Source organism: Shewanella sp. KJ2020 (assembly GCF_024197625.1).
GTDB lineage: Bacteria > Pseudomonadota > Gammaproteobacteria > Enterobacterales > Shewanellaceae > Shewanella.
This window is the reverse complement of sequence record NZ_JAKUKD010000015.1, coordinates 292,528-317,979: the sequence shown is the minus strand read 5'-3', so window position 1 is coordinate 317,979 and position 25,452 is coordinate 292,528. Positions and strand designations below refer to the sequence as shown.

The window sequence follows — 25,452 nt, the reverse complement described above, 5'->3', positions numbered from 1 at the left end:
GAATAATAGATGGCACGTTGTCACTTACATAAATTTGGTGGCTCCAGTTTAGCGGATGCCGATTGTTATCGTCGAGTCGCCCATATCCTGTTAACCCACGGTCATAGTGATGATCTTGTGGTGGTCTCTGCGGCAGGTAAAAGCACGAATTTCCTGTATAAATTATTAGCGCTGCGTGATGCGGGTCAGCTATGGCAAGAAGAATTACAAGTGCTGATCAGTTACCAACAGGGGTTGATTGAGCAGTTGTTATCAAATGAACAAGCCCGGGATCTGCGTGAGCGTTTGGCCACTGATAAAGCGCAACTTATCAGCTTATTATCCTTAGATACCCGCAATGATTACCAAATCAACCATGTGGTGAGCTTTGGCGAACGTTGGTCGGCACGTTTAATGGCGGCGCTACTGCGTGAATCGGGCGTGGCGGCAAGCCATGTGGATGCCTGTTCAATTTTAGTGGCCGATGAAGCCGCTGTGCCACAAATTCGGGTACAAGAATCCCGTGCTAAAGTACAAGCCCTATTAGCCGCCCATCCAAATGAGCGCTTAGTGATCACAGGTTTTATCTGCGCTAACGAGCGCGGCGATACCTTGTTACTCGGTCGAAATGGTTCCGATTTTAGCGCCAGCCTTATTGCCAGCCTTGCCGATATCGAGCGCGTGACCATTTGGACCGATGTGGAAGGGGTGTTCAACGCCGATCCTAATAAAATCAACGATGCCAAGTTACTGAAAAGCATGTCACTTGCCGAAGCCGATCGCCTAGCGCGTTTAGGCTCGCCAGTATTGCATTCGCGCACTCTACAGCCGCTATTCAATACCGAAGTGAGTTTAGCGGTGCGCTCAAGTTATGCGTCGCACACTGACTTTACCTTAATTGCGCCCCATAGCTCCTCAGCGAGTGCGCCCGTGGTGACTAACCTCAATGCAGTCGTATTATTCGGCTTTAAGCTTACGGGCGAATTAAGCCGTTTATTAGATCTATTGATTGCCGCAGGTTTAACGCCATTGGCCCACTGGGTATCGGCCCATCAAAGGGTTGAGCTTGCCTATACCGCTGAAAATCAAAAACAAGTGCAAAGATTGCTCGATGCCGAGGCACAAGCGTTAGGGATCAGCGATCAGCAGATCAATACCGATCTCGGCTTAGTGGCGTTAGTCAGCGCTGACGCCGAACACTACCGCCGCGGCTTTGCCCGTTTACTAAGCCGCGATGCTAAACCTTTGTTTAGTGGCGATTTAAGTTTAGTAACTTTAGTGCCCCAGTCACAGGTGAATCTGTTAACCCAAAAGGTGCACCGTCGCTGCGCGGGTCCGCGTAAACGCATTGGCGTCCTGCTGCTCGGTGTGGGCAATATTGGTGAGGCTTGGGTCAATCTCTTTAAGTCAGTGTCGCCATCACTGAACCATGAACTCGAAGCCAGTGTCGAGTTAGTCGGTTTAGTCAGTTCGAGTAAAGCCTTGATTAAACCCACAGGCATTAATCTTGCCGCGTGGCAAACAGAGTTTAATACCGAGGCTACGCCTTGGCAGTATGAGCATTTATTCGAGCAGTTAGAGCAAGTTAACTGTGATGAGCTGGTGGCCTTAGATATCAGTGCCAGCGCCAGTTTAACGCTGCAATATCCAGAGTTGTTCGAGCGCGGCATCCATATGGTGAGCGCGAATAAACTCGCAGGCTCGGGTCCACTGCCTTTCTACCGTGAGCTAAAACAGCAACTGGGTAATCGTCGTTTATTTTGGCGTTACAATGCTAGCTGCGGCGCGGGTTTACCTATCCAACATGCGCTAAATGATCTGCGTAACAGCGGTGATAGCGTTGAGGCCGTGGGCGGGATTTTCTCTGGCACCTTGTGTTGGTTATTTGAGAAATACGATACCAGTAAGCCTTTTTCTGAATTAGTGATTGAAGCCAGAGGCTTAGGTATTACCGAACCCGATCCCCGCGACGATCTTTCCGGTCGCGATATGCAGCGTAAGTTGCTCATTTTGGCCCGTGAAATAGGTCTTGAAATCGAGCTTGAAGATATTGAACTGCGCTCTTTAGTACCTGCACATTTGGCGGATATTCCATTAGAGCAATTTCTTGGGCGGATCGCTGAATTAGACGATGAATTACAGCAGCAATATGGCGCGGCGGCGGAGCAAAATAAGGTGCTCAGGTACGTAGCATCCTTAGACAACAGCGGCCCAGAGCTTAAGGCCGAGGTGGGTTTGCAGTGGATTGATACCGATCATCCCTATGCCAATTTAACCCCGGGGGATAACGTGTTTGTGATCCGCTCTGCCTTCTATCAAGGCAATCCGTTGATCATCCGTGGACCGGGCGCCGGACGCGAAGTGACTGCGGCGGCGGTGCAGTCGGATCTGACGCAGATCTGCCGCGATCTATTACAAGAATAGATTTAAATTCAAAAGCTTAAAGGACTCATTCGAGTCCTTTTTTATTGTCTAGAATAAATAGACTCATCTATGGGGCAGAAATTACCATAAATGGGGATTTTTTGGCTTGACTTACACCTCAGTTTCTCTAGTATATGGACATATAGACGTCCAAACGTCCATTTGATTAGAACCACTGAACTATAGAGTCGTGCCATGGGCGGTTAGTCGTGCCAAGGGCGGTTGAGGAAATACACATGGCTTTTCATCACGCACAACATTCACATTCGCTAAACCAGAGCTTGTCTGAGCTTAATGGCGATATTAATGTTTCTTTTGAGTTTTTCCCGCCATCGACCCCCGAAATGGAACAGATCCTGTGGAACTCTATTCGTCGTTTAGAGCCGCTGAATCCTAAGTTTGTGTCTGTGACCTATGGTGCTAACTCGGGCGTACGAGACCGTACCCACGGTGTGATTGAGCGTATTCAACAGGAAACCGATCTAGTCGCTGCGCCGCATTTAACCTTAGTGGATGCCAGCGATGAAGAGCTGTTAGAGCTGGCAAAGCATTACTGGAAATCGGGTATTCGCGACATAGTGGCGCTGCGTGGCGACTTGCCTGCGGGTAGCCCAAAACCGACTCGATTTGCGGTGGATTTAGTACGCCTGCTGCGCTCAGTGGCCGACTTTGATATTTCGGTAGCGGCCTATCCCGAAGTGCACCCAGATGCGGCTAACGCTCAGGCCGATTTGATCAACCTTAAGCGTAAAATCGATGCGGGCGCGAGCCGTGCCATTACCCAGTTTTTCTTCGATGTGGAATCTTACCTGCGTTTCCGCGACCGCTGTGTTGCCGCTGGTATCGACGTTGAAATCGTGCCGGGCATCTTACCCGTAACTAACTTTACCCAGTTAAAACGCTTCGCGGGCATGACCAATGTGAGTCTACCAAGCTGGCTACATAAGCAATTCGATGGCCTAGAAAACGATGCCGGAACCCGTCAGCTGGTGGGGGCTAACGTGGCGATCGATATGGTGAAAGTGCTGTCCCGCGAAGGGGTAAAGGATTTCCACTTCTACACCCTAAATCGCGCCGAATTGACCTATGCGATTTGCCACACTTTAGGGGTTCGCCCAAAGGCAGTATAACGTTAACAGCATAAAAAACGCCGCTAAGATAGCGGCGTTTTGTTTTGCTTAACCCTCAACCCTCAACCCTCAACCCTCAACCCTCAACTCTCAACCTTAATTCCTAAATCCTAAATTGAGCGAGGAGTGTGGTTAAGCGCATCGACAGCTGTGCTAACTCGTCTCCCGCCCGCGCCGTTTGCACGGCACTCTCGGTAGAATTGGTCGTAATATCATTAATATTATTGATGTTTTTATTAATTTCCGCCGAGACAGCGCACTGCTCGTTGGCGGCGCTGGCGATTTGAATGTTCATTTGGCTAATGGTGGACACTGCATGGGTAATGGTCTCGAGCGCTTTACCTGCCTCGTGTACCAGCGAAACACAGTTTTGCGTGGTGGCGGTACTGGTATTCATGGTGCTGACGGTCGATTTGGCGCTATGTTGCAGCGTTTCAATCATCTGCTGAATTTCGCTGGTTGAAGTTTGAGTACGACTCGCGAGAGTCCGCACTTCATCCGCCACCACCGCAAAACCTCGGCCTTGTTCACCCGCACGGGCGGCCTCAATGGCTGCATTGAGGGCGAGTAAGTTAGTTTGGTCGGCAATATTGCGGATCACTACTAATACCGAGTCAATCTGCGCGGTATTGCGCTCAAGTTCGTTGATAGCCGTGGCGGCATGGGCTATTTCATCCGCCAGCAGACTAATGGTCGAAATGACCTTTTCAACCAGCAACTTGCCATGCTCAGTTGACTCACTGGCGTGGGTTGCTGCGTCGGCCGCATCGGTCGCGTTATGGGCAACTTCTTGCACCGTTGCCGCCATTTCATTCATCGCGGTGGCGACTTGTTCGGTCTCAAGGTGTTGCCGTTTTGCCATTTGCTGGGTTTCATGGGTAATGGCGGACATTTCTTCGGCCGATGTCGCCAGTAAGCTAGTTGAGTCAGATACTTGAGCGACAGTCGCGTGGATTTTCTCAGCAAAGCGATTAAAGGCGAGTGCAAGTTGGGCTATTTCATCTTTGCTCTTCACTTCAATCCGGCGTGTTAAATCGCCTTCACCCTCGGCAATGTCATTGAGCACATTAGTTGTTTCGGCAATAGGGCGGGTAATGCTCTTGGCGATAAACCAGGCAATGGCGGTACCGATTAAGAAGGCAATAAAGCCTATTAAAATGAGTTTAAAGCGAATATCGGACATCGCTTGTTCGGAGTGGCTTCTGTCCAGTGCAATATCCAGTACACCAAAGGTTTTGCCCGAGTAGTCTTTCATCCCGTGGCGATACAGGGCGTAGCTTTTGCCGTCTAAATCGATGGTGCGAATCACTTCAGTACCTTGCATCACCTTATTGAGTTCGCTTGAGGCGTTGGTGTCTGTGGTAAAGGTGCCGCCAAAGGGAACAAAGTTGCCATCTTTAGGCAGCAATAGGGTTATCTCTGCTTGGTAGGCATTTTTAAAGTTATCGAAGAAGGGCTGGCCAAATGACATGCCAAACTCTACCGAACCCGTATGTTGTCCTTGGTAATTCATGGGCACGAGACCGCGGATGCCTAAGCCTTCAACCCCATATTCTAAGCCGCTGAGGGGGTGTTTTTGGGTGTTAGTTTCGACAATGGTTTTACGGATTGCGGTGAGGTCATCACCAAATTTTTCAGGGCGATGCAGGCGCAAAAATGAGGTGGCGGGAGGGGTGTGAAACTGAAATTGCTGCACGGCAAAATCTTGTTTTAGGCGCGTAAATAGCGGTTGGGTGCGTTGTTGTAGTGCTTCACGGTTGCGTTCGGCAAAATTGCTTTGGATCTCAGGTGTGAGTGAGATTAAGGTTGCCATCGCCTGCGCTCTTTGTCCCGATGAGACGATATTCGCCACCGCAGTTTCGTATAGCTTATGTAATTCCCGTTGTTCAGATTCCCTTATTTGGCGACTAAATTCCGATAGTACCAGCGGCATGATAAAGCTCATCACCGCAAATAGTAGTAGGCTGATGCCTAACACTATCCGAGTGCTAATGTTTAAATTCTTCACAGCGAACCTCCCAGTATCCGTATGTCTGCCTGATTATCTTTTTGAATATTATAGAGATACAGTTTTTTATATTTGCGAGCGGGCGAACCTTTTTCAGTTGTTTTTCAGTTTTTTGCGGATTTCGTGGCAGCGTGCACAGATCTTTTCTGTGCAGAAAATATTTACTTAGCCTGCTAACCAAGTATAATGCTTAGCAGGCTAAGTAAACTGGTGGGCGTGATGCAAACAGAATTAGAGCGTTTAAAGGAATTATCCCTCGCGGAGCATTTAGGGCGTCTGCATCGGCTGTGGCGTACGGTCGCAGATACTGAGCTTGCGCCTCTGGGATTGACCCATCCGAGGTGGACGGCACTGTGGAAGTTGCTGCGCCTTGGCGACAATATCAGCCAGAAAGTGTTGGCCGATGCGTTAGAAATTGAACTGGCTTCCCTTATGCGCACCTTAGGGCAACTTGAGGAGCAAGGCTTGGTCGAGCGTCATTGCTGCAACAAAGATAAGCGGGCAAGGATTGTGAGCCTGACGCCAGCGGGATTAGACGTTTTAAAGCAAATGGAAGCGCGGATTATTCATGTGCGGCGTGAGTTACTTTCGGGGATCAGTGCCCGCGAACTCAGCGAATTCGAGCGCATTATTAGCCTGATAAGCGACAACGCCTTAGCCAAACTGACCAAGACTACCGAAACCTTTAAAGAGAAATAATATGACACCGGATCAACAATTTGCCCGCTTAGTCAAAATTGCCATACTCGGTTTTGTGCTGATATTTGGCTATTTCATGTTTGCAGACACTGTGATGCCATTAACGCCGCAAGCCATGGCGACACGGGTTGTCACTAAAGTGACGCCGCAGATCAGCGGGAAAATCCAGACCATAGCGGTGACGAATAACCAAGCCGTTGCTAAGGGAGACTTGCTGTTTCAAGTCGATCCAACCCCCTATGAGTTGGCCGTATCACAGGCTAAATTGGCCCTAGAGCAAGTTCGCCAAGACAATGCCGAGTTAGATGCTTCACTCTTAGCGGCCAAGGCGGATGTGAATGCCAGCCGAACTACGGCGGAACAAAAACGCCGAGAAGCAAAGCGCCTCGATGCCTTATATGCCACCCATGGCGTATCGCTGCAACAGCGGGATCAGGCCGATAGTGATGCCGATGCGGCAGAAGCGAATCTGCTCGCCGCCAATGCCCGCCTAGAAAAACTTAAGGTGAGTCGTGGCGTTTATGGTGAAGATAACCTCAAGGTGCGTCAGGCACAAAATCATCTAGCCCAAGCCGAGCTCAATCTGTCCTATACCCAAATTCGTGCCGATCAGGATGGGATAGTGACTAACCTGCAGCTCGAAGTTGGAAGTTTTGCGGCTGTCGGCCAACCTTTGCTCGCATTAGTCTCTGATAAAGTTGATATTATTGCCGATTTTCGCGAGAAAAGTCTGCGTGGTGTCAATGCCTCTTCAACCGCGTTGATCGCCTTCGATGGTGAACCCGGCCGTTTATACCGGGCAACGGTGAGCAGTGTCGATGCGGGGGTGAGTGCGGGGCAATTTGATGCCAATGGTCGTTTAGCGGCGCCGCAGGAGTCTGATCGTTGGGTCCGAGATGCCCAAAGACTCAGATTGCACTTAATTTTGGATGGAAATGGGATGAAAGATCTGCCCGCGGGGGCGCGCGCTACAGTGCAATTGCTGCCAGAGAATGGCCTATTTGGTTTGCTCGCTAAGGTGCAGATTAAGGTGATTAGCCTGCTTCACTATATCTATTAATATAGGGCGAAGAGTATGTTACTACGCCATAGCCCATTGACGGCCAATGATTTACGCCAGTGCTTGCGCATTGCGACGGGGGGGACGATTGGTTTTACCCTGTGTAAGATATTTGGCTGGAGTAATGGGGTATTTTTCACTGTCACCCCTATGTTATTACTGGGTTTAGTGCCTGTGATAAGCGGTCACGCCATGCGCCAATTACTGGCCTCATCTGTGATGGCAGGGATTGAAGTTGGATTACTCGGCGGTCTGTTTGGCAGCCATCCCGGTTTGATGACTCCCATAGTGTTTTTGCTGTTTTTATATCGGTTTGCGGCCATGTCCCGCGGTAGTTTGTTCCTCTTTGGGGCCAACGGCGTGTTGAGCTTAAGTATCATGCTGCACTTTGCCAGTTATCCCGGCGTTGATTTAAACGATTTAATCTTCAGTAATTTTTGGGCGACCGTACTGTCGGTGGTTATCGCCTACGCCATGACGGTACTCTGGCCCGATGTCGAGCCAAGGGCCGCATACAAACCTGGACCTAAGGCGCCACATAGAATGCGCCACGAAGCCTTGCTCGGTGCCAGTATTGCGACTTTATCCTTCTTAGTATTTCAAATATTTGATCTGCGGGATTCGATGTCGGCGCAGGCAACGACCCTGCTGTTGCTATTCCCAATGCACTGGAATGGCGCACTTGATTACGCCCGTAAGCGTGCCATAGGGACTCTGCTGGGCGTGGCGTTTGGGGTATTAGTGCAGTTGTTCCTCTATGATTGGTCAGGCTTATTGATATTAATTGTGCCTCTGCTGTGGATTGGACTGATGATCTTTAGTCAAGCCCATGTTAGGGAGGCCAGTGGTTCTGGCGTCGGTTTTGGGGCTATGACCACACTCGGTATCCTATTTGGCCAATATCTGACTCCGGGTAATGACCTAATTTTCAGTGCACTCTATCGGGTGAGCAGTATTTTTGTGGCGATAGTCGGCACCTTATTCCTCTGTTACTTGATCCATAAGTTATTGAATAGTTTTGAATCGACAAGGTTTGGTTATTAATAAACTAATATTAGATTTTTTTAATGCTTGTCCCTCGGCCCTTCGAGTAGTAAGGTACTCGGAATTCGTTTAGCGTCAGCTAGGCGTGTGAGCACTTAACTTAATAAAACCTCCTATGCTTAGAGCCTAACTCTCTTCAAGGATAGAAAATGAATATTAAAATTAAAACATTAGCCACAGGCTTAACACTATTAAGCGGTTGCGCCATGGCTTCGGTTGCCCTCGCTGCAGAAGCAACCGCAATCCCACAACCGGCACAAATCTGTGTGACTTGCCATGGAGTGGAGGGGCAGGGAATTGAACCTCTCGGCCCTCGATTAGCTGGGTTATCAAAAGACTATATCACGACGCAATTACAGCATTTTCAGGCTGGCGTTCGCCAAAATGCGACCATGATGCCGATGGCGATGATGCTTCAAGGTGATGGTATCGAACAAGTCGCCAGTTATTTCTCCGCTAAGCCAACCGCTGACGTCAAGCCTGTAATCCGTGGTGAGCAGGTTACTTTTAACGATGATACCGCCCGTTTAGCCTACCAAGGTGATTGGTCCCGTGGTTTACCCGCCTGTGTGACCTGCCATGGTCCTTCGGCGCTGGGTGGCGGCTTATTTCCCCGCTTAGCGGGTCAACAGGCGAGTTACATCAAAACGCAATTATTGGCATGGCAGGCTGGCACTCGTAAGGGTGATGTCGATGGCATGATGGCCAGTGTTGCCAACAAGCTGACCGCCGCCGAGGTTGATGCCTTAGCTAACTACTTTGCTAATTTGAAATAAGGAGCTGGCCATGAAATATTCCGCAATGTTATTACTGGCCGCGCTGGGGTCGTTAACTGTGCAGGCACAAGCCGAAACGGATCCGGTGCAAGAGCGCCCAGATAAACAAGCCCCGCTGCCTGCTTTCCCTAAGGTAGCTGATCAAACCTATCTAACCCCTAGGCCTTTGAGTGCTATTCCCGAAGGTGCCTTTGGTGACAAAGTGCGTTTAGGTTATCAACTGTTTGTGAATACCCAGCAGTTGCGTGATAAGTATGTGGGTAACGAGCTTAACTGCGCTAACTGCCATATGGATGCGGGCCGTAAAGCCAATGCATCCCCCCTCTGGGGCGCGTATTTTGCTTATCCGGCCTTTCGCAAAAAAGACAATAAAGTCAGCAGCTTTGAAGAACGCATCCAGGGTTGCTTTAACTATTCGATGAATGGTAAAGCCCCAGCATCAGGTAGCCCTGAGTTAGTGGCGCTTTCTGCCTATGCTTATTGGTTAGGTATGGGTGGCTTGATGGATGAAGCCAATCTTAATGGTCCAGTACCAGAATTAAGCGATGCTGAACTGGTCAAAGGTGGCAAACGGGAGGATTTTCCACTCCCAGAAACCTTGGCTAAGGCGATGACAGTTGAGCAACGTGCTAACCTGCCAGGTCGAGCTTATCCTGAGATCCCTAAACCCGAACAAGCCTATTCACCCGAGCGTGGTAAAGTCGTGTATGTCGCCCATTGCCAAACTTGCCACGGTGTTGATGGTCAAGGTCAAGCCATTGCGGGTGTGTATGCTCTGCCGCCGCTGTGGGGACCTCAAAGTTATAACTGGGGAGCGGGAATGCATAGGGTCAATACTGCCGCATTCTTTATCTATGAAAACATGCCCTTTGGTAAGAGTATGCAGCTAACGAACCAACAGGCTTGGGATGTAGCGGCTTACATCAACTCCCACGAGCGTCCACAGGACCCACGTAACAAGGGTGATGTGAAGCAAGCGCAGGAAAAATACCATAACGACAATGACTACTACGGTGTCGAGGTCGATGGCAAAGCGCTAGGTACTCAGGCCTATCCGATTTTCCCTAAGAAGTCATAGTTGAGTCGCTTTGATTAAGTGCTCGCGGTGAAATAAAGCGAGTTAATAAGTTAGACAGAAAAGCCAGTAAGCCTATAGCCTTGCTGGCTTTTTTATTGGTTAAACATGTGTTGGTCAATTCTACTGAGCGCTCTGTGATTTCAGGGTATTAGTACTTAGTGGTTTAGCCCCCTAGTATCGGCTTGTCATGGCATTCGCTCGTCGACTCGCAGCCAGTCCATCCTTGGATGCAGGGCCGCCCCGTCTGATGTGAAAGGATTCACAAATGCCGTGATGGCATGGATGCCAAAAAGCGGCCATGGGGCGGTCGTCTTGTATAAGATCAATACGGCCTTACGGTCGAGGTAAATCAAAGTCTTGGAGCTTTGCCCCATACCTGATTATGTATATGTTTAGTCATTGCGGCCTTACGGCCGAGGTGAATCAAGGTCGTGGGGCTTCACCCCACACCCGACCAAGGAGGACTGCTCGTCCTATCAAAAACGTCCATGTTAAATAGCCAGCTCGATATCCATATCTCGCGCTCAAAGCGGCCGTAGGCCTTCGCCCTTGGATGCTCCAAGACGCCCCTAACGGAGTTGAAAGCCCCTTGGGCATTTAGCGTCCTTATGCTATCGCGTCAGACGCTCGTCCCTGATTCGACTGACGCTATCTCGGCATCTGATAGGCAGGATGCCTGAATGTCGTGAAGTGCATGGATGCACGAGAACGACCATGCCTCGATCACGCAACGAACACAAATGCCCAGCGGCAACTCCGAGGGGAGGATGAACTTCTGTAGTCTCGGTATTGACTGTTAATCCCAAAAGAGTTGTGTCTGTCCCATATTTCTAGCCTAAAAAGGTATCGGTTTTTGCTTAGGTTTTTATGCAATCAACTGAAATTATTACTCTTTTACTTTGCCCAATACTATTTACCGCGCCAAAATGTTTCTCGGTAAATAAGGTCTCGATTTTTCTGGATGAAAAATGTTGATAGCCCGCTGAGGATGATGCTAACTTATTGGCATAATTAAATTATTTACTCGTTTATTCCCATATCTAACTCTATTCGGGTTGGGTTTTATTAGAAGAGCGGGTAATACACTGTTAGCCATCTAGGAGAATCATGAGAAAAGCCCTGTCATTGTTGTTTGGCCTCGCACTTCTTATTGGAATCGTTTGGGGGACGTATTGGCTGCTTTCTCAAATCTGGGGCCAATTCAAGTCCTTGGATTCTACAGTTGCGCTAGCTGCGATAACTGCCTTTACGACTGTGTCTGTTTCAACCTTGACGGTTGTATTGGGTAAGTACTATGAGCGGAAAAAAGATATAGAGGCACATTATCGCCAGACTAAAACGGAAATATACGACGAGTTTCTGAAAGAGTTTTTCAAGATTTTCTACTCAGAGCATGATGAAGATGATGCTGAAGCTAAGAGCCTTGTAGATTTTCTACGAGAATGGCAACGTAAAATGGTTCTGTGGGGCGGTCAAGAAGTTTTACTCAAATACATAAAGTGGATGACTCATCTGAAAAAGGGGAATCCTGATGCTGATTCAATATTCTTAATGGAAGACTTTTTCAGAGAGATTCGGAAAGATCTTGGTCACAAAAATAGTAAGCTTGAAAAGGGCACTTTTGCCCATCTCATTTTGCAGAATTCTGAGCTTTTCCTTTCGATGGCAAAGGCTAACCCAAAGGTTACGTTGGCAGACTTGGCGGTAGCAGAGAAGGCACTAAAAGGCGATGGCTAACAAATAAGGATAGGCCGCGCGTAGCCGCGACCTTATCCCAAGTGTTGAACAAGCCCGATGCTGGTTGTTGGCACTTTATTATGCAAATAGCTGATTGAGAATTTGTGCTGGCGAAGGTCTTATTTTCAAAGAAACTTTTGTGCAGATATGACCCGCCCTTAGCGAACGAGCTAATATTTTTATCGCTTGTTCATCAAACCGTTATCTAGTCCTCATTCAGAGTGATTGACCCGTTATTCTTATACTTCTCGCTTTAAGCGGTGATGTTAGCGCCTGTCGGTCGATGACGCATATGAACGCTCATAAAATGCATAGCTTGATGGCAACAAGGGCAATAGCGCACGGCTAAGGCACGTTTGACCTCTGGTAATGCGGGGAAAGTGGCTCCTGCGACAGCCAACATCAGTTGGATTTGTTGCCGTAGCTTTTTGGCATTGCCTTGCAGTAAGCCATAGTCTCGTACTCGCCGTAATCCTTTGGGTAACACATGTTGTAATATCAACCACAGAAATTCGACCGCGGGCAAGCTGCGTACTTGTTGGCAGCGGCTCTGACTGTCTTGATAGCTAAAACTCACCTGATTATCGACATGACGACAAATACTGCTGTCGGGTAAAACGCCCCGATAAAGGTAGCGCGATAGATATTGCAGTGCAGGTTCGCCTTTACCTACGAACTGACAATCGACCACCCATTTCGACTGGGATTGATGTGGTAGGGTGAGTTGAAGCGTGTCACTCAGATAAGCCAGTAAACGTGCTCGCCACACCTTGGCAAGATTAAAGGCGTTAAATAAGTAATGGGTTTGACACTTACGCCATTGCCGCTTGCCTGAGTGGTAGCTCCCTGCTGGGATAATGAAGTGCAGATGTGGATGGTAGTCTCTGCGTCGACTGTGAGTATGCAGTACGCCGGTGAAGCCGATGTCACCACTGAGCTTAGGGGAGCGTGCGGCAAAGTCTTTGAGTACACTCGCTGCCACGGTAAACATGGCGTGATAGAACGGCTCGGGTTGCGATTTCGCTATGGCTCTTAATTCAAACGGCAAGGTAAAGGTCACCATAAAATAATTCACCGGTAATAACTTAGCTTGTTGTTTACTCAGCCAGTCACATGTGGTGCCGTGTTGACACTGTGGGCAACTGCGATGACCGCAAGAGAGCGGAAACTCAAGCTGTTGCTCGCAGGTTTGACAACCCCAGCAGCTAACCCTCGCCGTGTTGCAACGACAGCTGAGCATGGCATGGATAGCAGCATGTATTTCTGGGGTGATTTGATGGGCATAACGCCGCCGAAAATCCGCCAGATGTTGGCGTAAAATATTGATAAACTGGCTCATAACCCACACTCCCACCTCAAGGCCAAGTCGTTGGTCAGTTGGTTAATTGCCTCACAGGTATTTTTACGGGTGATATCAGTGAGCCGCGTGTAACGGGCGGTGGTATTCAGGCTGTGATGGCCAAGCAGTGTTTGCACTGAGCGCAAATCGAGTCCTTGCTCCAGTAAATGGGTGGCATAACTGTGGCGTAGACTGTGCGGACTGATGGCTTTATGAATGTTGCACTCGGAAATGACTTGCTTCATGGCTTTTTGGAGCCCGCCTCTGTCCATGAGTGAATCAGGTTGATTATCTTTACCCGGAAATAGCCAACGAGGATGACGGTGGGTGCGCCAATAATAGCGTAAGGCTAACAAGGTGCGTTGAGGTAAAGGCACCAGTCTATCCTTGCCACCTTTAGCATCACGGATATGCACCTGCATGAGTCCTGCATCAATATCCCCGACCTGCAATGAAATCGCTTCACCAAGGCGCAATCCCATGCTGTACAGGGTTAAGAAACAAACCTGATAACGCAGTTGACGCGTGAGGCTGATAACTATCGCGACTTCGCAGGGCGTCAGGATATCGGGCAGGTGTTTCACCTGTGGAGGCTTAACAATATTAAGCCACTGCCAAGATTTATTGAGGACGTGAAAGTAGAAAAACTGCAAGCCGTTGCGGTCGAGTTTGACGGTGCTCCATGAATGTGAGGCAATTAAGTCGGCAAAATAGCGCTTTAAATCATCGGAGGTCAGGGTATCGGGGCAGCAGTCAAAATATGCCGCAATACGGCGTATAGCTCGGCTATAGGCATCAATGGTTGCAGGCCGCTTGCCTTGCAAGGTTAAGTTGGTAAGATGTTGTTCATAAAGTAAATCAAAGCGTTGTTGTTCGTGAATGTCCATGATGATACTCCTAGGTTTGCGACCGAAGCAGGTCGCGTCTAGCAAGTATTTAGGATGAGGGGTAAAAGGATGGCTTTATCTTGTTCCTGCCGCAAAGCGGCTTCGTTCAACAAGCTGCTCAAATACGTTCCGGCCACAAAAAGCGTGGCCTCCACCGGACTCGCTGACGCTCGCCGTTTAGCGGGGCGTTAGATTACTTTAAACATCCAGCAAGGAATAAGAATGACTGAAGAACTAGAACTGAAATGGATTTCCGGTTTCTGGAGAAGAATAGGTGCCCTATTCATAGACACATTAATACTCGGAGTGGTCGGCTTAGCGCTCGGCTTAGTTCTTGAAAGCCTGTTTGTCCAAATTGGAGGATGGGGGCGTCTGGTTGGCTTCTCAATAGCTCTCATTTACTTTGGTGTCATGAACAGCTCTATCGTCGGAGGTCAAACGATAGGTAAGAAGGCCTTAAAGATCAGAGTAGTTGATTCTAATAACTCTCCAGTAAACCTTGGGAAATCAATACTCCGTTACTTCATTCTGGCAATTCCGTTCTTTCTAAATGGGGCGCAACTTTCTAATGAGGTGATGCTTTCCTTTCTTATGTATCCACTTTCATTGATAATATTTGGTGGTCTTTTCTCAATCTTATACTTATACATATTCAATAGAGTTACTCGTCAGTCACTGCATGATCTAGTGGTTGGCACCTTTGTCGTTAATGCGAATGTAGAAAAGCAAGAAACAGGAAAGGTGTGGAATCTTCATCTTATAATAGTTGTATTACTATTTCTGGCTGCTGCCGTAGTTCCGGCTTTCACAACTCAGCTAGCTCAGAGTGGGCCATTTAAGGATATGCTGTCCGTTCAATCTGCACTATCAAATGATCAAGATGTTGCTTACGCAACCATATCCACTGGCTCATCAGCTTTCAGTTCAACCAATGAAGTAACAAAAACAACGACATATGTAAGCAGCCAGGTATTTCTAAAAACAAACAATGTTAGTGATGCTGAGCTGGCCCGTCGGCTGGCAATTATCGTTGTCGCTAATTACCCTGAAGCTCTGCAAAAAGATACAATTCTCATTAACCTAACGTATGGTTATGACATAGGTATCGCCTCCAGTTGGTCTAACCATGCGTATAATTTCAACCCTCTGGAGCTTCAAAGTGTGGAGTAGGCGTAATCTAACAAGGCCAGTCAATCTGACCTCCGTAAACCGTCTTCTTTTTTGCAAAAAGACGAAAAAAAGCAGCCGATTCACTCCGGCATTTGCTGGCGGCGTTAAAGCATTCCTCTAAATAAATACTTTATCTATTCAACCTTCGGATTAAAAACAAGCCGAGCTCATCATGTATGCATCTGTAACACACTTGCTATAACGCAGGAATGCGGCTTACTGAGCCAAATGAATACACCAAAATATCATTTACGTTAGATAACTTGATGAATACAACCAATTGAACTTTATTGAAACATCCATAGTTAAATTTAGTGACAGGTATACTCGGGAATCAACGAGATCAAGTACTTGCATAGAAGAAAGATCGGGCAGGCATAAATTTCTTCTGGGGTGGGCTAAAGCCCGCAGCTTAACTAAACGTTAGGAGTTAAAAAATGGATGAGCTCCGATATTACCAGGAAGCCTTGAGTAAACAAGGTAGCAGCACAGAGACTGTTGACCGTCTCGTGGCTCAAATAGCCTTGTCTAGTACTATTGAGAATACACAAGCTCTGCTCGATGAGCTTGAACTAGAGGCCAATAATTTAGGTTGGCCTCTAGATCGTGATTATGCAGCTGTCGCTTTGCAGTACTTCGTAGACCAAGCAGTTCCAGAGGTTGGTAAGGCAATGCTTCAGTTCGCTCTCAGCCGTGCAGAGTGGTGCGCATCTTGTGCTACAGCAGGCGGCGAAGGCATAGCTAGGTCACGGCATGTACAAGAGCTAGAGGCGCTGATTCGTGCACACACCTAACAGTCTGCGCCATCCATAACTTTATTGAGACATCCATTGTTAAATTGGATAAATACCATAATGACAGCGATGACTATGATGTCGAGGTCTATGGTAAAGCACCATGGCTTACCTTTCGAGCATTAGCGCAAATTGTAGGTTCAAAGATAACAGCTAACAGCCAGCAATGGTGGCTCGTGAAGTTCCGCTCTCGTGAATTTCCTAATGACTGGCCGATTTTGGTTTCAAAAGAAGTGTATCCAAATAGGTTGGGCGGTATCTACTGTAAGCTTTTATAATTGTTAATATTATGTTTGATAGACAGGTGCAGGTCTAACCGTTATCTTGTAGCCACCAAGCAGAATGTTAGCTAGTAGTATGCAAACCTAGGTTAGTAACTGGGTAGCAGCTTTTAACCCTAGAAATGAATGTCGCATCTAAGCTTAAATCCAATCCAAGGGTAAGCGTAGACTACAGAGTATGCCAAATAGAAGGAGAGGCCGAATGGATCCTGTGACTCAAAGTGTGCAGCAGATGTATGAGCAATACCCTTATCCATCGGGGTTACCCAATATGACGGCGGGATTCGATATTCGCCTGCTGCTCAGTTATGTCGAGCAAGGCCCTAGTCATAGTCGGCCATATCATGTTCTTGAAGCCGGTTGTGGTCGGGGGCCTGCGGTATTGGCCGCCGCAACCTTGCAACCCGAAGTGACCTTTACTGCTATTGATATCAATACAGTGGGCCTGAAAGAGGCGAGCCTCAATGCCGAGCAGAGGGGGCTGAACAATCTCACGTTTCGTCAGGCTGATTTAATGAATCTTACGGATATCCCTGTGCCTGAGGGTGGTTTCGATGTAATTCATTCTGCGGGGGTGTTGCACCACACGGCGGATCCACAGCGGGGGCTCAATAACTTGGCTGGGATATTGGCCCCCCATGGGGTTATGTCAATCATGCTCTATGGCACCTATGGCAGACAGGCACTCTATCGATTGATTGATTGCATCGATATTTTAAGTCCCAGACAGACACAGATTTCTGAGCGAATAGCGCCGGGGCGGTTACTGGCCGAGGCCGCAGAAGACAGTCTCTTTAAGAATAATTACTGGTCATCCACTCACCTAAACCGAGACGTCGAGTTTGTCGATACTTGCTTAAATGTCAAAGAGACCAGTTTCGATGTGGCTGGTTTATGGCAGTTTATTGAAAACGCAGGCATGAAGTTTGTCCGCTGGGTCGAGCCCGATGTCTGGTCTGTAGATAAGCGCATTAAAAATCCTGAATTAAGGGCTAGGCTCAAAGCATTAAGTGAGTTTGAGCAATACCAGATAATAGAACGTCTATTTGAAATACCTAAACTCGAATTTATTCTCTGTAACAATACCAATCAGCCGCGCGCTCCCATAGCCGCTGCCGCGATTGAGGCGAGTGAATTTGCGGTCAATCCTGAGGTTTCATTTCAGGTCACCAAACGGAATTTAAACAACGCCCAGCGTATCGAGTCTGTCACCTATAAGGTGAGGGGGCGTGAAGCCGTTATGGAAACGGATCCTATTCTAGGCGCTGTACTTCTACTGCTTAGTGAGCAAAGTAGCCATTTTAGTGGGGCCGATATGCTTAATGTGTTGGAGCAGCATGGCGCCAGCAGGGAGCATGCCTATGCGTTAATCGACAGCTTGCTACAAAAAGAAGTTATCTTCATTCCCCATCGCACTTAAGTGCGATTAACTGTACGAGGCAAGGTTTGATGGAGCAAATTTGCCCCCTATGCCAAGGCGCGAATCAATGTGCGGTGATTGTTGGTAAGGGTATTGAGGATTGTTGGTGCGCGCAGCAAACATTTCCGCCTTTGGCGACCTTGCAAGCACAAGCGTCAGGTTCGCAACAAGGGGCGAGCTGCGCCATTGTACCGTCTAGCGACGCGTGTATTTGCCAAGCCTGCTTAAGCCAACTCAAGCAGAGTTTAAGTCAGGACCAGCTTACTACGCAGGATGAAAAAAGCCCATCGAGTGTAAGCGATGGGCTAGGTTATGAGGCGAAATAGCGGGCTATTAGTTTATGGTGTAATCCAGTTGCACTGTGGTTTGCGCCTCAACAGCTTTACCATTTTCAAACTTAGGTGCGTAACGCCATTTATCTAAGGTTTTAATACTTTCTTTTTCAAATAAAGCGCCGCCCTTAGAGGCAATAATTTCAGGATTTTTCACAAAACCATGTTCATCGACGGTAAATTTAAGCTGAACCCAGCCACTTTTACGTTGTTGTACGTAGGACATTGGGTAGTTTGGTACGATACGGAAAATCGGTTGTTGCTCTTGTTCGTCGGTCCATGGGCGCATTTTGCCGATAGCAATACAGTGGGCGGTGGACTCGTCACGCTTTCCTTGACGCTCATAGAGTTCCACTAAATAAGCGTGGGCACTCAAGGCATAGGGGTGACTGTAATTAAGTACTTCGAACTGCTTCACTACTTCTTGTAGTAAAGGTTCGGCTTTTTTATCATGTTTTTCAGCAAATTCAACGGCGCCCACAATATAGGTTGCCTTGACTCTGTCTATGGCGTTTTCTGGCAAAATCTCTTTATAAATGTCATAGGCATCAAAGGCATAATTTCTTACACTTCGAGTGTATAGCTCTGTATTAGATAAGCGATTAAAGGCGGCCATTTTTACATCGGCGATTAGTTTCTTTTTATCGGATTTTTCTGCGATATCAATTGCTGCTTGCAGGTAATCTTTTGCAACCTTAGCTTTGCTCTCGGTTATAGCAGATCCTAGTAAGGGATCGATAAGCTCCAGTGCCTCTTTTCCGTAATGGACGTTATAGTTTGCTAATGCGAGTTGATATAGCTCATTCGCTTTGGCAGTTTGTGCTAGGTTTTTTTCTCTAAATGGGTAGGGTGCAACTTGCTTTTCTATCGCCGCGGCCCAGTTTATGGCGAGATTTGCTAGGTCGATACTGTCTTTGGCATATTGAGCTTCGCCGAGTTGATACGCGGCTTTTGCGCTCGCTTCAATATTTGCTGCATCGCCTTTTTCTACGGCGGCTTGATAGTCGCTATAGGCTTTGGCAAAGCTATTTTCTGAGGCGTGCACATTAAGAGAAGAGCCTAAGGTGAGGACAAAAAGACAGGCGATGGGCAGCATTTTTCCGTGTGACATTCTATATATCCTTATTATTAACGAGCTTAGATGATACATAGATGTCAGTTATGAGACAAGTTTGCTGGACTTTTGTTAATGATGCAAAAGGGATGCTGAGCACTTAGAGTGAAAAACAAGTGAGCCCAGCCGTAACTGGGTCGCTTACTTTGTTGGTTTTTATCGCTTAATGACCGGATTATTTGGCAATAAAAGTCACGTCAAACTGCCCTAGTGCGCCGTATTCAAAATGGCAATTTTGTGCCAATGGCAGGTCGAGCACCCCCGCATAGGAGCCTGTGATCACATATTGACCTTGCGTTAGGCCAATGCCTTGGGCGGATAAAAAGTTAACTAACCAGTAGAGCCCAGCTTTGGGGAAACCGTTGGGATGAATAGCGGATTTTTGTAGTGTGTCGCTTTGCTGGTGCTCGCCATTGGCAATATCAACGCTGAGTTCAAAACGGCTCGTCTCTAAATCTTCCTGCGGATTAAGCACTGGCCCTAACCAGAGCCCTTGATTCACTAAACCATCGGCGAGGGCATCGAAGTGGTTGGCTTCGCTTGGGTTTTGATAACGGCTTTTGATAAGTTCTAAGGCGAGGCGGGTTTTACCTAGGGCGGCGTCGATTTCTGCCTCTGAATAGGGCGTGGCTCGTGGTGGTAAATCGTTGCCAATTTCAAAGGCGAGCTCTGGCTCGACACGGGCAAGCCCTTTGCTTGAAGGATAAAGCGGGCACTCGGCGGTTTCGATATGCACATCGTGTTGATAGATAGGTGCTACCACGGTTTTTTCTGCCGTGGGGAGCAGGCACTTCCACCCCGCAATCGGGTTGTTATGGGTCGTCTTAAATATTTCAGCCACAGCTTGTTGGATAGCAAATGCCTGCTCAAAGCACTTGGGTCTTAATGTTTCATCCAGTAAATCTCCCGCTGCGCCCGAGGCACGTCTTTCGGCTAACGCTTTGGCAGCAGCATTAATAATAGATTGATCTTGTTCAAGATTCATTGAGTGAGGCATGGTTTATCCTACAAAAATGGCGACTCAAAATGGCCTTAGGGGCGAAGTAGGCTAAATATACCGTTTTGTCTTAAAAATGGCTTTATAAAACTGGCGCTATAAAACTGAGTTGTAGGCATATCTGCGCTGCGCCTATGCCGAGTGAGTGGTTATTAGGTGTCAGTTAAAGTATCCAATCTATCAAAGGCTTTAATCACCGCCTAGGCTAGATCTTGGCCTTACTCAGTGCCAGAATGGCGATCCTTTCTGCAGTATTACTGGGACTTATCCGTGAACCAGAGCCATAACGGCCACTTGGCAAATAACCATGCTCAACTTGGTCTGCTATTTATTTCTGTTGCCGTGTTATTTTGGGGGATGTTGCCCATAGCGCTTAAGCTGTCGGGCGCGTTTATCGATCCCGTGACGCTAACTTGGTTTCGTTTTCTGGTCGCGCTAGTGGTCAGCATACTGATCCAATGGAGTGCGGGCAGCCTTAAACAATTTGCGGCGCTCGATGCCAAGGTTTGGCTAAGGCTTTGTCTTGCAGGGTTATTTTTGATGCTTAATTATGTGTCATTCGTATATTCCCTCGATTATCTTGCCCCTGGTGCCGCCCAGCTTAACTTCCAAACCTCGCCTTTTTTCCTCGCCTTTGGTGGCGTGCTGTTTTTTAAGGAACGGCTTAATGCGGTGCAGCTCAGTTGTTTTGCGACTTTGGCCTTAGGTATGTTGATGTTCTTCCATCCTTATTTGGACTTTTCGGCTGCTAGCAATCATCAAGTTTGGATTGGGGTGATGATTATTCAGTTCTCGGCCCTGTCATGGACCACTTATGCGCTGTTGCAAAAGTCACTGTTGAACCGTTTGTCCCCCGCCAACGTACTTTTGGTTATCTATGCCTTAGGTATTTTTGCGATGGCGCCCTTTAGTGATTTTAGCCAGTTTGCGCAAATGGATAGCTTTGACTGGCAGGTGGCGCTGTTTTGTGCCGCCAATACCTTAATTGCCTATGGCTGTTTTGGCCAATCGATGAAGTATTGGCCTACGGCGCAGGTGAGTGCCATGTTAGCGTTAACGCCGGTATTTAGTTTTAGTGCCACCGCACTGGTAGTAAGCCTTGGCTGGTGGCCTGAAGTGTTCCATGCCGATGAATTAGATGGATTATCTCTGCTGGGGATTGGCGTGATTATTGTGTCTGTGATGGTGGTGCAATTGCTGCCTATGTACCGTAATCGTCAGGCGAAGCGCTTACAGGCTATCTAAAACCGCTATTTTTACCTATGGGAATGGTCAGTGATCACTCGATTAACCAATATCAAACTGAGCGATATTCGTGGCGTGATCTTCGATCTCGACGGCACGCTTGCACATTCCAATCCTGATTTTGCAGGGCTGCGGCGTGAGTTAGGGATTAGCTCTGGCACGGATATCTTGGCCCATGTCGATAGCCTCTGTGCGGGTGAAGCACAGGCTCAGGCATTAGATACCGTCCATGAATATGAGATACAAAGCTCGCTTAATGCCCGTTGGATCGATGGCGCGAGGGAGCTTGTCGAATGCCTACGGGCTAAGTCACTACCCTTGGCGATTTTGACCCGCAATATGCCGGAGGCGGCAAAGATCACTATCGATAAGCTCGGCATAGATATCGAACTGGTGCTGACACGTTACGATGCCGAACCTAAGCCGCATCCCGAAGGTATTCACCTTATTTGCCAGCAATGGCAGTTGAGTCCAGCGGATATCCTGTATGTGGGGGATTATCTATTCGATCTGCAAACCGCGCGTAATGCGGGTAGCCGCTGCGCACTCTATTGTCCTGAAATCATTCCCGATTATGCCAAGGGCGCCGATATGCTAGTCACTTGCTACCACAGCCTGATTCAAGCATGGCCTAAATAATTTATGCCTTGGCGGTTAACCTGTTTGGCCGCCTATATCTCAATTAATTCAAGTGACTATTTAGGTAATTGCTTACAAAGGTCATCAAATAGTGCAAAACTTTCTGTTAGCACCGTCTGTAATTGATCTTCGTTATAGCACCATGGCTGGTGTTGTGTACGCCAGTCGTTATCCCAGTCAATCTCTTCACCTCGTGCTAACCGCTCCGCCACGGCAATCTGTTGATAGGAGCCACCACCGATTCGCTTATCTTCACGCCATAGGTTAAAACGGAAGGTAACCCACTGCCGCATCTCCATCATCAGCCGCATATGAGGGTAGGCGAACTTTTTCGCATTTAGCATGTAATATCCCCCCTCGCTTGTATAGAAACGGATCGGGTAAGGGAACTGGGCAACCAATGCTTGTTGACGCTCCGTCGGCACCTTAGGATTAAAATCGCCAGGGAGTTTAGGAAAGCGCGCTAACATGGAGGCATAGCGCTTGGCAAAATTAACCTCGCGGGCAATGGTAATCACGGGTTGCGATACTTCGCTCAGGATAAAATTGTGCTGTTGCTCAGTTAACATATTATCACTCATCTTGACTGTTTATGGTGTTATTACCGCAGCCGTTAAAAGCTAATATCCAATATTTCAATTGATTAAAAATGTTCGGTCAATATCAAAGTCGCTTTTATCGCTACGGCCTCGCTAAGAGTCAGAAGATATTTAGTGGTTGCTTTGTGTATCCAGTTTATCTTGCTTATCTTGTTTTAGTCCTAAGCGTACGCTGTCTAATAGGGCCACTAACCAGCAGAGTAAAAAGCCATAGAGCAGCTCATTGGCATTGGCAATTGTGGTTTGGGTTTGTTGGGTGATTTCGGCAGAAATTACGCCGATATCTAGGGGTAATATGCCGTTTTGAATATCTAAGGCGATCACTTGCGCCACTTGATAGATTTGCGATAGCAATAGCACAAGACTGACGACCGCTAAGGCAAAAAAGACCAGCGCCGTGCGTTTATATTTGAGGTAAAAATGGCCGCTGCCGGGGGCGATAAAGGCGGATAACAGTCCGGCGGTGAAGGCTTTTTTCATTGTATTGTGTTTAATGGGTTAAACCGTCAGGGGATTAGACACTAAGCCTTATCCTGAGTAAAGGCAAACAAACTGAGGTCAACAAAGGCAAATTTGAGCCAACAAAAAAGGAGCCTAGGCTCCTTTTTTAGTGTCTAGCTAAGCTAGAAGATCGTCAGATTACTCTTCACGTGGTTTACGTGGCTTACGCTCACCGGCAGGTTTGTCTGCACGAGGTTTGCGATCGGCAAATGGCTTGTCACCAGAGGCAGCGCGAGGCTTACGATCACCAGCAGGGCGGTCGCCACGTGGCTTGCGGTCACCCGATGGACGCTCTGAGCGAGCACCACGGCCTGAGTCAACAAACACTTGATCGCCAGCTTCGCGGATATTCAATGGCTTACCACAAACACGAACTTTCTTCAGGTGCTGCAACACGTCTTTTGGCATGCCGTCTGGCAGGTCAACAGTGGTCACTGAGTCATAAAGTTGGATCGCGCCAATGTAACGGCTGTCGATGTTGGCTTCGTTCGCGATAGCACCAACGATATTACCTACACCCACACCATTTTCACGACCTACGTCGATAACATAACGGCACATTTTTAAGTCTGGGTTGTCTTTTAACGCTTCTGCAGAGCCTAAGCTTGCTGGCATTGGACGCGGTTCGCGACTTCTGCGTTCACCACGCTCACCGCCACGTTCGCCACGTTCACTTCCACGGTCGCTACGTTCAGTGCGCTCACTGCGTTCATCACGAACACGTTCTTGAATCGCTGGCAATTGCAGTGGACGCTCTTGCTGAACTTGCTGCAGTAATGCTGCGGCCAGAAGATCGGTATCGACTTCTAACTGTTGGCATAATTGCGCAACAGCTTCTTTCATAAAATCTAAATCGCCGTTGATGGTTTCAGCCAATTGTTCACCTAAGCGTGACAGACGACGTTCTGCAACTGTCTCTGGGCTTGGGATCTTCATTGGTGAAATGCGGCTGTTGGTTGAGCGCTCGATCGTGCGCAGCATGCGCATTTCACGGCTAGTCACAAACAGAATCGCCATACCAGTACGACCGGCGCGGCCTGTACGGCCAATACGGTGTACATAGGCTTCGGCATCATACGGAATATCGTAGTTAACGACGTGGCCAATACGCTCAACGTCAAGACCACGGGCCGCAACATCAGTTGCGATCAGAATGTCTAACTTGCCACGTTTAAGTTGCTCAACCGCGCGCTCACGGGCCTGCTGGTTCATATCACCGTGCAGTGGTGATGATGCATAACCGCGGGCTTCGAGTTTCTCGGCTAACTCAACACATGAGTTACGAGTACGTACGAAGATGATAATACCTTCAGTATTTTCAACTTCTAACACGCGAACTAGGGCTTCTAGTTTATTGTGTTGTGATACTTGTACGAAACGCTGCTCAATTGACTCAACCGTCGTTTGGCTAGACTCAATACGCACATGCACTGGGCTACGTAAATGCTGGTTTGCAACGCGCTTAATTTGCTCTGGCATAGTGGCAGAGAATAACGCCAGTTGGCGCTCGCTTGGCGTGTGCTCAAGGATCCATTCGATATCATCGATGAAGCCCATTTTTAACATTTCATCGGCTTCATCGAGCACGAGTGCTTTTAATGAGTCGAGTTTCAAGGTGCCGCGACGCATATGGTCCATAACACGACCTGGCGTACCTACGATAACCTGTGGACCACGTTTCAGGGCATTCAACTGTTGTTGCATGCTTTGACCGCCATAAATGGGCAGTACGTGGAAATTCTTCATAAATTTGGCATAGCTACTGAATGCTTCAGCAACCTGAACCGCTAGTTCACGCGTTGGCGCTAATACTAAAATTTGCGGAGTTGTTTGGCTGGTGACTTTGTTTAGCAGCGGCAGCGCGAAGGCGCCAGTTTTACCTGTACCTGTTTGCGCTTGACCTAAAATATCTTTGCCAGCCATAAGTGGATCGATACTGGCTGATTGGATTGGCGTTGGTTTTTCATAACCTAGCTCGTCAAGAGCACGCAACAAATTCTCGGATAGGCCGAGTTCACGGAAAGTTCTTTCATCGGATGACATTGAGTTGTAGCCTTGTGGATGCGCGCGGATTGGCGCTTAAGTTTCACAGACAGAAAATCAACCCCGTGTCGATTTCCCGCGAACGACGGATTATAGCAGCATATAAGCCGCTTTACCAATCGATGTGAAGATAAATGCCCTATTTTAGGTGGTTTT

General features: G+C 48.0%; 22 protein-coding genes. 14 read left to right on the top strand and 8 right to left on the bottom strand.

Translation table 11 applies throughout. The features are described 5' to 3' along the window. Positions 1-9: 9 nt before the first annotated feature. The gene (locus MJO46_RS10415) at positions 10-2,403 is read left to right on the top strand and encodes a bifunctional aspartate kinase/homoserine dehydrogenase II (RefSeq protein WP_253989248.1); all 2,394 of its coding nucleotides are present in this window, start codon (positions 10-12) and stop codon (positions 2,401-2,403) included. 236 nt (positions 2,404-2,639) lie between these two features. After that, positions 2,640-3,533: a methylenetetrahydrofolate reductase gene (gene metF / locus MJO46_RS10410; RefSeq protein WP_099457419.1), complete on the top strand. Its 894-nt coding sequence runs from the start codon at positions 2,640-2,642 to the stop codon at positions 3,531-3,533. A gap of 103 nt (positions 3,534-3,636) precedes the next feature. On the opposite strand, the gene MJO46_RS10405 is transcribed toward metF, so the two are convergent. After that, positions 3,637-5,541 carry a methyl-accepting chemotaxis protein gene (locus MJO46_RS10405; protein ID WP_253989247.1) on the bottom strand — a complete coding sequence of 635 codons (1,905 nt, stop codon included), beginning with the start codon at positions 5,539-5,541 and terminating at the stop codon, positions 3,637-3,639. Between the two features lie 219 nt (positions 5,542-5,760). On the opposite strand from MJO46_RS10405, the gene slyA reads away from it, so the two are divergent. The 6 genes from slyA to MJO46_RS10375 all read left to right on the top strand — a co-directional run bounded on the left by slyA (position 5,761) and on the right by MJO46_RS10375 (position 11,935). Then, positions 5,761-6,240, top strand: a complete 480-nt coding sequence (gene slyA, locus MJO46_RS10400; protein ID WP_253989246.1) for a transcriptional regulator SlyA — start codon at positions 5,761-5,763, stop codon at positions 6,238-6,240. A gap of 1 nt (position 6,241) precedes the next feature. Next, positions 6,242-7,300, top strand: coding sequence for an HlyD family secretion protein (locus MJO46_RS10395; protein WP_253989245.1), 1,059 nt, complete (start codon positions 6,242-6,244; stop codon positions 7,298-7,300). 15 nt (positions 7,301-7,315) lie between these two features. Continuing rightward, positions 7,316-8,344 (top strand): DUF2955 domain-containing protein, encoded by a 1,029-nt coding sequence (locus MJO46_RS10390; protein ID WP_253989244.1) that lies wholly within the window; start codon positions 7,316-7,318, stop codon positions 8,342-8,344. Between the two features lie 155 nt (positions 8,345-8,499). Further along, positions 8,500-9,120, top strand: coding sequence for a c-type cytochrome (locus MJO46_RS10385; protein WP_253989294.1), 621 nt, complete (start codon positions 8,500-8,502; stop codon positions 9,118-9,120). Between the two features lie 10 nt (positions 9,121-9,130). Then, positions 9,131-10,198 (top strand): c-type cytochrome, encoded by a 1,068-nt coding sequence (locus tag MJO46_RS10380; protein ID WP_253989243.1) that lies wholly within the window; start codon positions 9,131-9,133, stop codon positions 10,196-10,198. Between the two features lie 1,107 nt (positions 10,199-11,305). Continuing rightward, entirely contained in the window at positions 11,306-11,935 is a 630-nt protein-coding gene (locus MJO46_RS10375) for a hypothetical protein (RefSeq protein ID WP_253989242.1), read from the top strand. 253 nt (positions 11,936-12,188) lie between these two features. Here the strand turns inward: MJO46_RS10375 and MJO46_RS10370 are convergent, their stop codons facing one another. Further along, positions 12,189-13,274: an IS91 family transposase gene (locus tag MJO46_RS10370; protein ID WP_253987747.1), complete on the bottom strand. Its 1,086-nt coding sequence runs from the start codon at positions 13,272-13,274 to the stop codon at positions 12,189-12,191. After that, positions 13,271-14,161, bottom strand: coding sequence for a site-specific integrase (locus MJO46_RS10365; RefSeq protein ID WP_253987748.1), 891 nt, complete (start codon positions 14,159-14,161; stop codon positions 13,271-13,273). Before MJO46_RS10365 ends, MJO46_RS10370 begins: the two co-directional genes overlap by 4 nt. Positions 14,162-14,383: 222 nt before the next feature. Here MJO46_RS10365 and MJO46_RS10360 point away from each other — a divergent pair, with 222 nt between their 5' ends. The 4 genes from MJO46_RS10360 (at position 14,384) to MJO46_RS10345 (ending at position 18,152) form a co-directional block, all read left to right on the top strand. Next, a complete protein-coding gene (locus MJO46_RS10360; RefSeq protein WP_253989241.1) occupies positions 14,384-15,331 on the top strand; it encodes an RDD family protein in 948 nt (315 codons plus the stop codon). A 437-nt stretch (positions 15,332-15,768) separates the two neighbouring features. Next, positions 15,769-16,125, top strand: coding sequence for a hypothetical protein (locus MJO46_RS10355; RefSeq protein WP_253989240.1), 357 nt, complete (start codon positions 15,769-15,771; stop codon positions 16,123-16,125). Positions 16,126-16,608: 483 nt separating this feature from the next. Then, positions 16,609-17,826, top strand: a complete 1,218-nt coding sequence (locus MJO46_RS10350; RefSeq protein ID WP_253989239.1) for a class I SAM-dependent methyltransferase — start codon at positions 16,609-16,611, stop codon at positions 17,824-17,826. Positions 17,827-17,855: 29 nt separating this feature from the next. Then, complete coding sequence (locus tag MJO46_RS10345) at positions 17,856-18,152, top strand: cysteine-rich CWC family protein (RefSeq protein ID WP_253989238.1); 297 nt, start codon at positions 17,856-17,858, stop codon at positions 18,150-18,152. 7 nt (positions 18,153-18,159) lie between these two features. On the opposite strand, the gene MJO46_RS10340 is transcribed toward MJO46_RS10345, so the two are convergent. Continuing rightward, positions 18,160-19,269 (bottom strand): energy transducer TonB, encoded by a 1,110-nt coding sequence (locus MJO46_RS10340; RefSeq protein ID WP_253989237.1) that lies wholly within the window; start codon positions 19,267-19,269, stop codon positions 18,160-18,162. 178 nt (positions 19,270-19,447) lie between these two features. After that, positions 19,448-20,269: a hydratase gene (locus MJO46_RS10335; protein ID WP_253989236.1), complete on the bottom strand. Its 822-nt coding sequence runs from the start codon at positions 20,267-20,269 to the stop codon at positions 19,448-19,450. Positions 20,270-20,539: 270 nt separating this feature from the next. Here MJO46_RS10335 and MJO46_RS10330 point away from each other — a divergent pair, with 270 nt between their 5' ends. Both MJO46_RS10330 and MJO46_RS10325 read left to right on the top strand, forming a co-directional pair. Further along, the gene (locus MJO46_RS10330) at positions 20,540-21,514 is read left to right on the top strand and encodes a DMT family transporter (RefSeq protein ID WP_253989235.1); all 975 of its coding nucleotides are present in this window, start codon (positions 20,540-20,542) and stop codon (positions 21,512-21,514) included. Between the two features lie 30 nt (positions 21,515-21,544). Then, positions 21,545-22,153 (top strand): HAD family hydrolase, encoded by a 609-nt coding sequence (locus MJO46_RS10325; RefSeq protein ID WP_253989234.1) that lies wholly within the window; start codon positions 21,545-21,547, stop codon positions 22,151-22,153. A 56-nt stretch (positions 22,154-22,209) separates the two neighbouring features. On the opposite strand, the gene MJO46_RS10320 is transcribed toward MJO46_RS10325, so the two are convergent. The 3 genes from MJO46_RS10320 to MJO46_RS10310 all read right to left on the bottom strand — a co-directional run bounded on the left by MJO46_RS10320 (position 22,210) and on the right by MJO46_RS10310 (position 25,296). After that, a complete protein-coding gene (locus tag MJO46_RS10320; RefSeq protein WP_253989233.1) occupies positions 22,210-22,734 on the bottom strand; it encodes a hypothetical protein in 525 nt (174 codons plus the stop codon). 129 nt (positions 22,735-22,863) lie between these two features. Further along, a complete protein-coding gene (locus MJO46_RS10315; RefSeq protein WP_253989232.1) occupies positions 22,864-23,232 on the bottom strand; it encodes a hypothetical protein in 369 nt (122 codons plus the stop codon). Between the two features lie 159 nt (positions 23,233-23,391). Beyond that, positions 23,392-25,296, bottom strand: a complete 1,905-nt coding sequence (locus MJO46_RS10310; RefSeq protein ID WP_253989231.1) for a DEAD/DEAH box helicase — start codon at positions 25,294-25,296, stop codon at positions 23,392-23,394. Between the last annotated feature and the right edge of the window lie 156 nt (positions 25,297-25,452).

Excerpts from the sequence above, each read along its gene's own strand:
- MJO46_RS10395 (WP_253989245.1), top strand. The coding sequence starts at position 6,242 with ATGACACCGGATCAACAATTTGCCCGCTTAGTCAAAATTGCCATACTC.
- MJO46_RS10360 (WP_253989241.1), top strand. The coding sequence starts at position 14,384 with ATGACTGAAGAACTAGAACTGAAATGGATTTCCGGTTTCTGGAGAAGA.
- MJO46_RS10315 (WP_253989232.1), bottom strand. The coding sequence starts at position 23,232 with ATGAAAAAAGCCTTCACCGCCGGACTGTTATCCGCCTTTATCGCCCCC.
- MJO46_RS10375 (WP_253989242.1), top strand. The coding sequence starts at position 11,306 with ATGAGAAAAGCCCTGTCATTGTTGTTTGGCCTCGCACTTCTTATTGGA.
- MJO46_RS10380 (WP_253989243.1), top strand. The coding sequence starts at position 9,131 with ATGAAATATTCCGCAATGTTATTACTGGCCGCGCTGGGGTCGTTAACT.
- MJO46_RS10390 (WP_253989244.1), top strand. The coding sequence starts at position 7,316 with ATGTTACTACGCCATAGCCCATTGACGGCCAATGATTTACGCCAGTGC.
- MJO46_RS10365 (WP_253987748.1), bottom strand. The coding sequence starts at position 14,161 with ATGGACATTCACGAACAACAACGCTTTGATTTACTTTATGAACAACAT.
- metF (WP_099457419.1), top strand. The coding sequence starts at position 2,640 with ATGGCTTTTCATCACGCACAACATTCACATTCGCTAAACCAGAGCTTG.
- MJO46_RS10345 (WP_253989238.1), top strand. The coding sequence starts at position 17,856 with ATGGAGCAAATTTGCCCCCTATGCCAAGGCGCGAATCAATGTGCGGTG.
- MJO46_RS10335 (WP_253989236.1), bottom strand. The coding sequence starts at position 20,269 with ATGCCTCACTCAATGAATCTTGAACAAGATCAATCTATTATTAATGCT.
- MJO46_RS10415 (WP_253989248.1), top strand. The coding sequence starts at position 10 with ATGGCACGTTGTCACTTACATAAATTTGGTGGCTCCAGTTTAGCGGAT.
- MJO46_RS10355 (WP_253989240.1), top strand. The coding sequence starts at position 15,769 with ATGGATGAGCTCCGATATTACCAGGAAGCCTTGAGTAAACAAGGTAGC.
- MJO46_RS10340 (WP_253989237.1), bottom strand. The coding sequence starts at position 19,269 with ATGTCACACGGAAAAATGCTGCCCATCGCCTGTCTTTTTGTCCTCACC.
- MJO46_RS10370 (WP_253987747.1), bottom strand. The coding sequence starts at position 13,274 with ATGAGCCAGTTTATCAATATTTTACGCCAACATCTGGCGGATTTTCGG.
- MJO46_RS10320 (WP_253989233.1), bottom strand. The coding sequence starts at position 22,734 with ATGAGTGATAATATGTTAACTGAGCAACAGCACAATTTTATCCTGAGC.
- MJO46_RS10350 (WP_253989239.1), top strand. The coding sequence starts at position 16,609 with ATGGATCCTGTGACTCAAAGTGTGCAGCAGATGTATGAGCAATACCCT.
- slyA (WP_253989246.1), top strand. The coding sequence starts at position 5,761 with ATGCAAACAGAATTAGAGCGTTTAAAGGAATTATCCCTCGCGGAGCAT.
- MJO46_RS10310 (WP_253989231.1), bottom strand. The coding sequence starts at position 25,296 with ATGTCATCCGATGAAAGAACTTTCCGTGAACTCGGCCTATCCGAGAAT.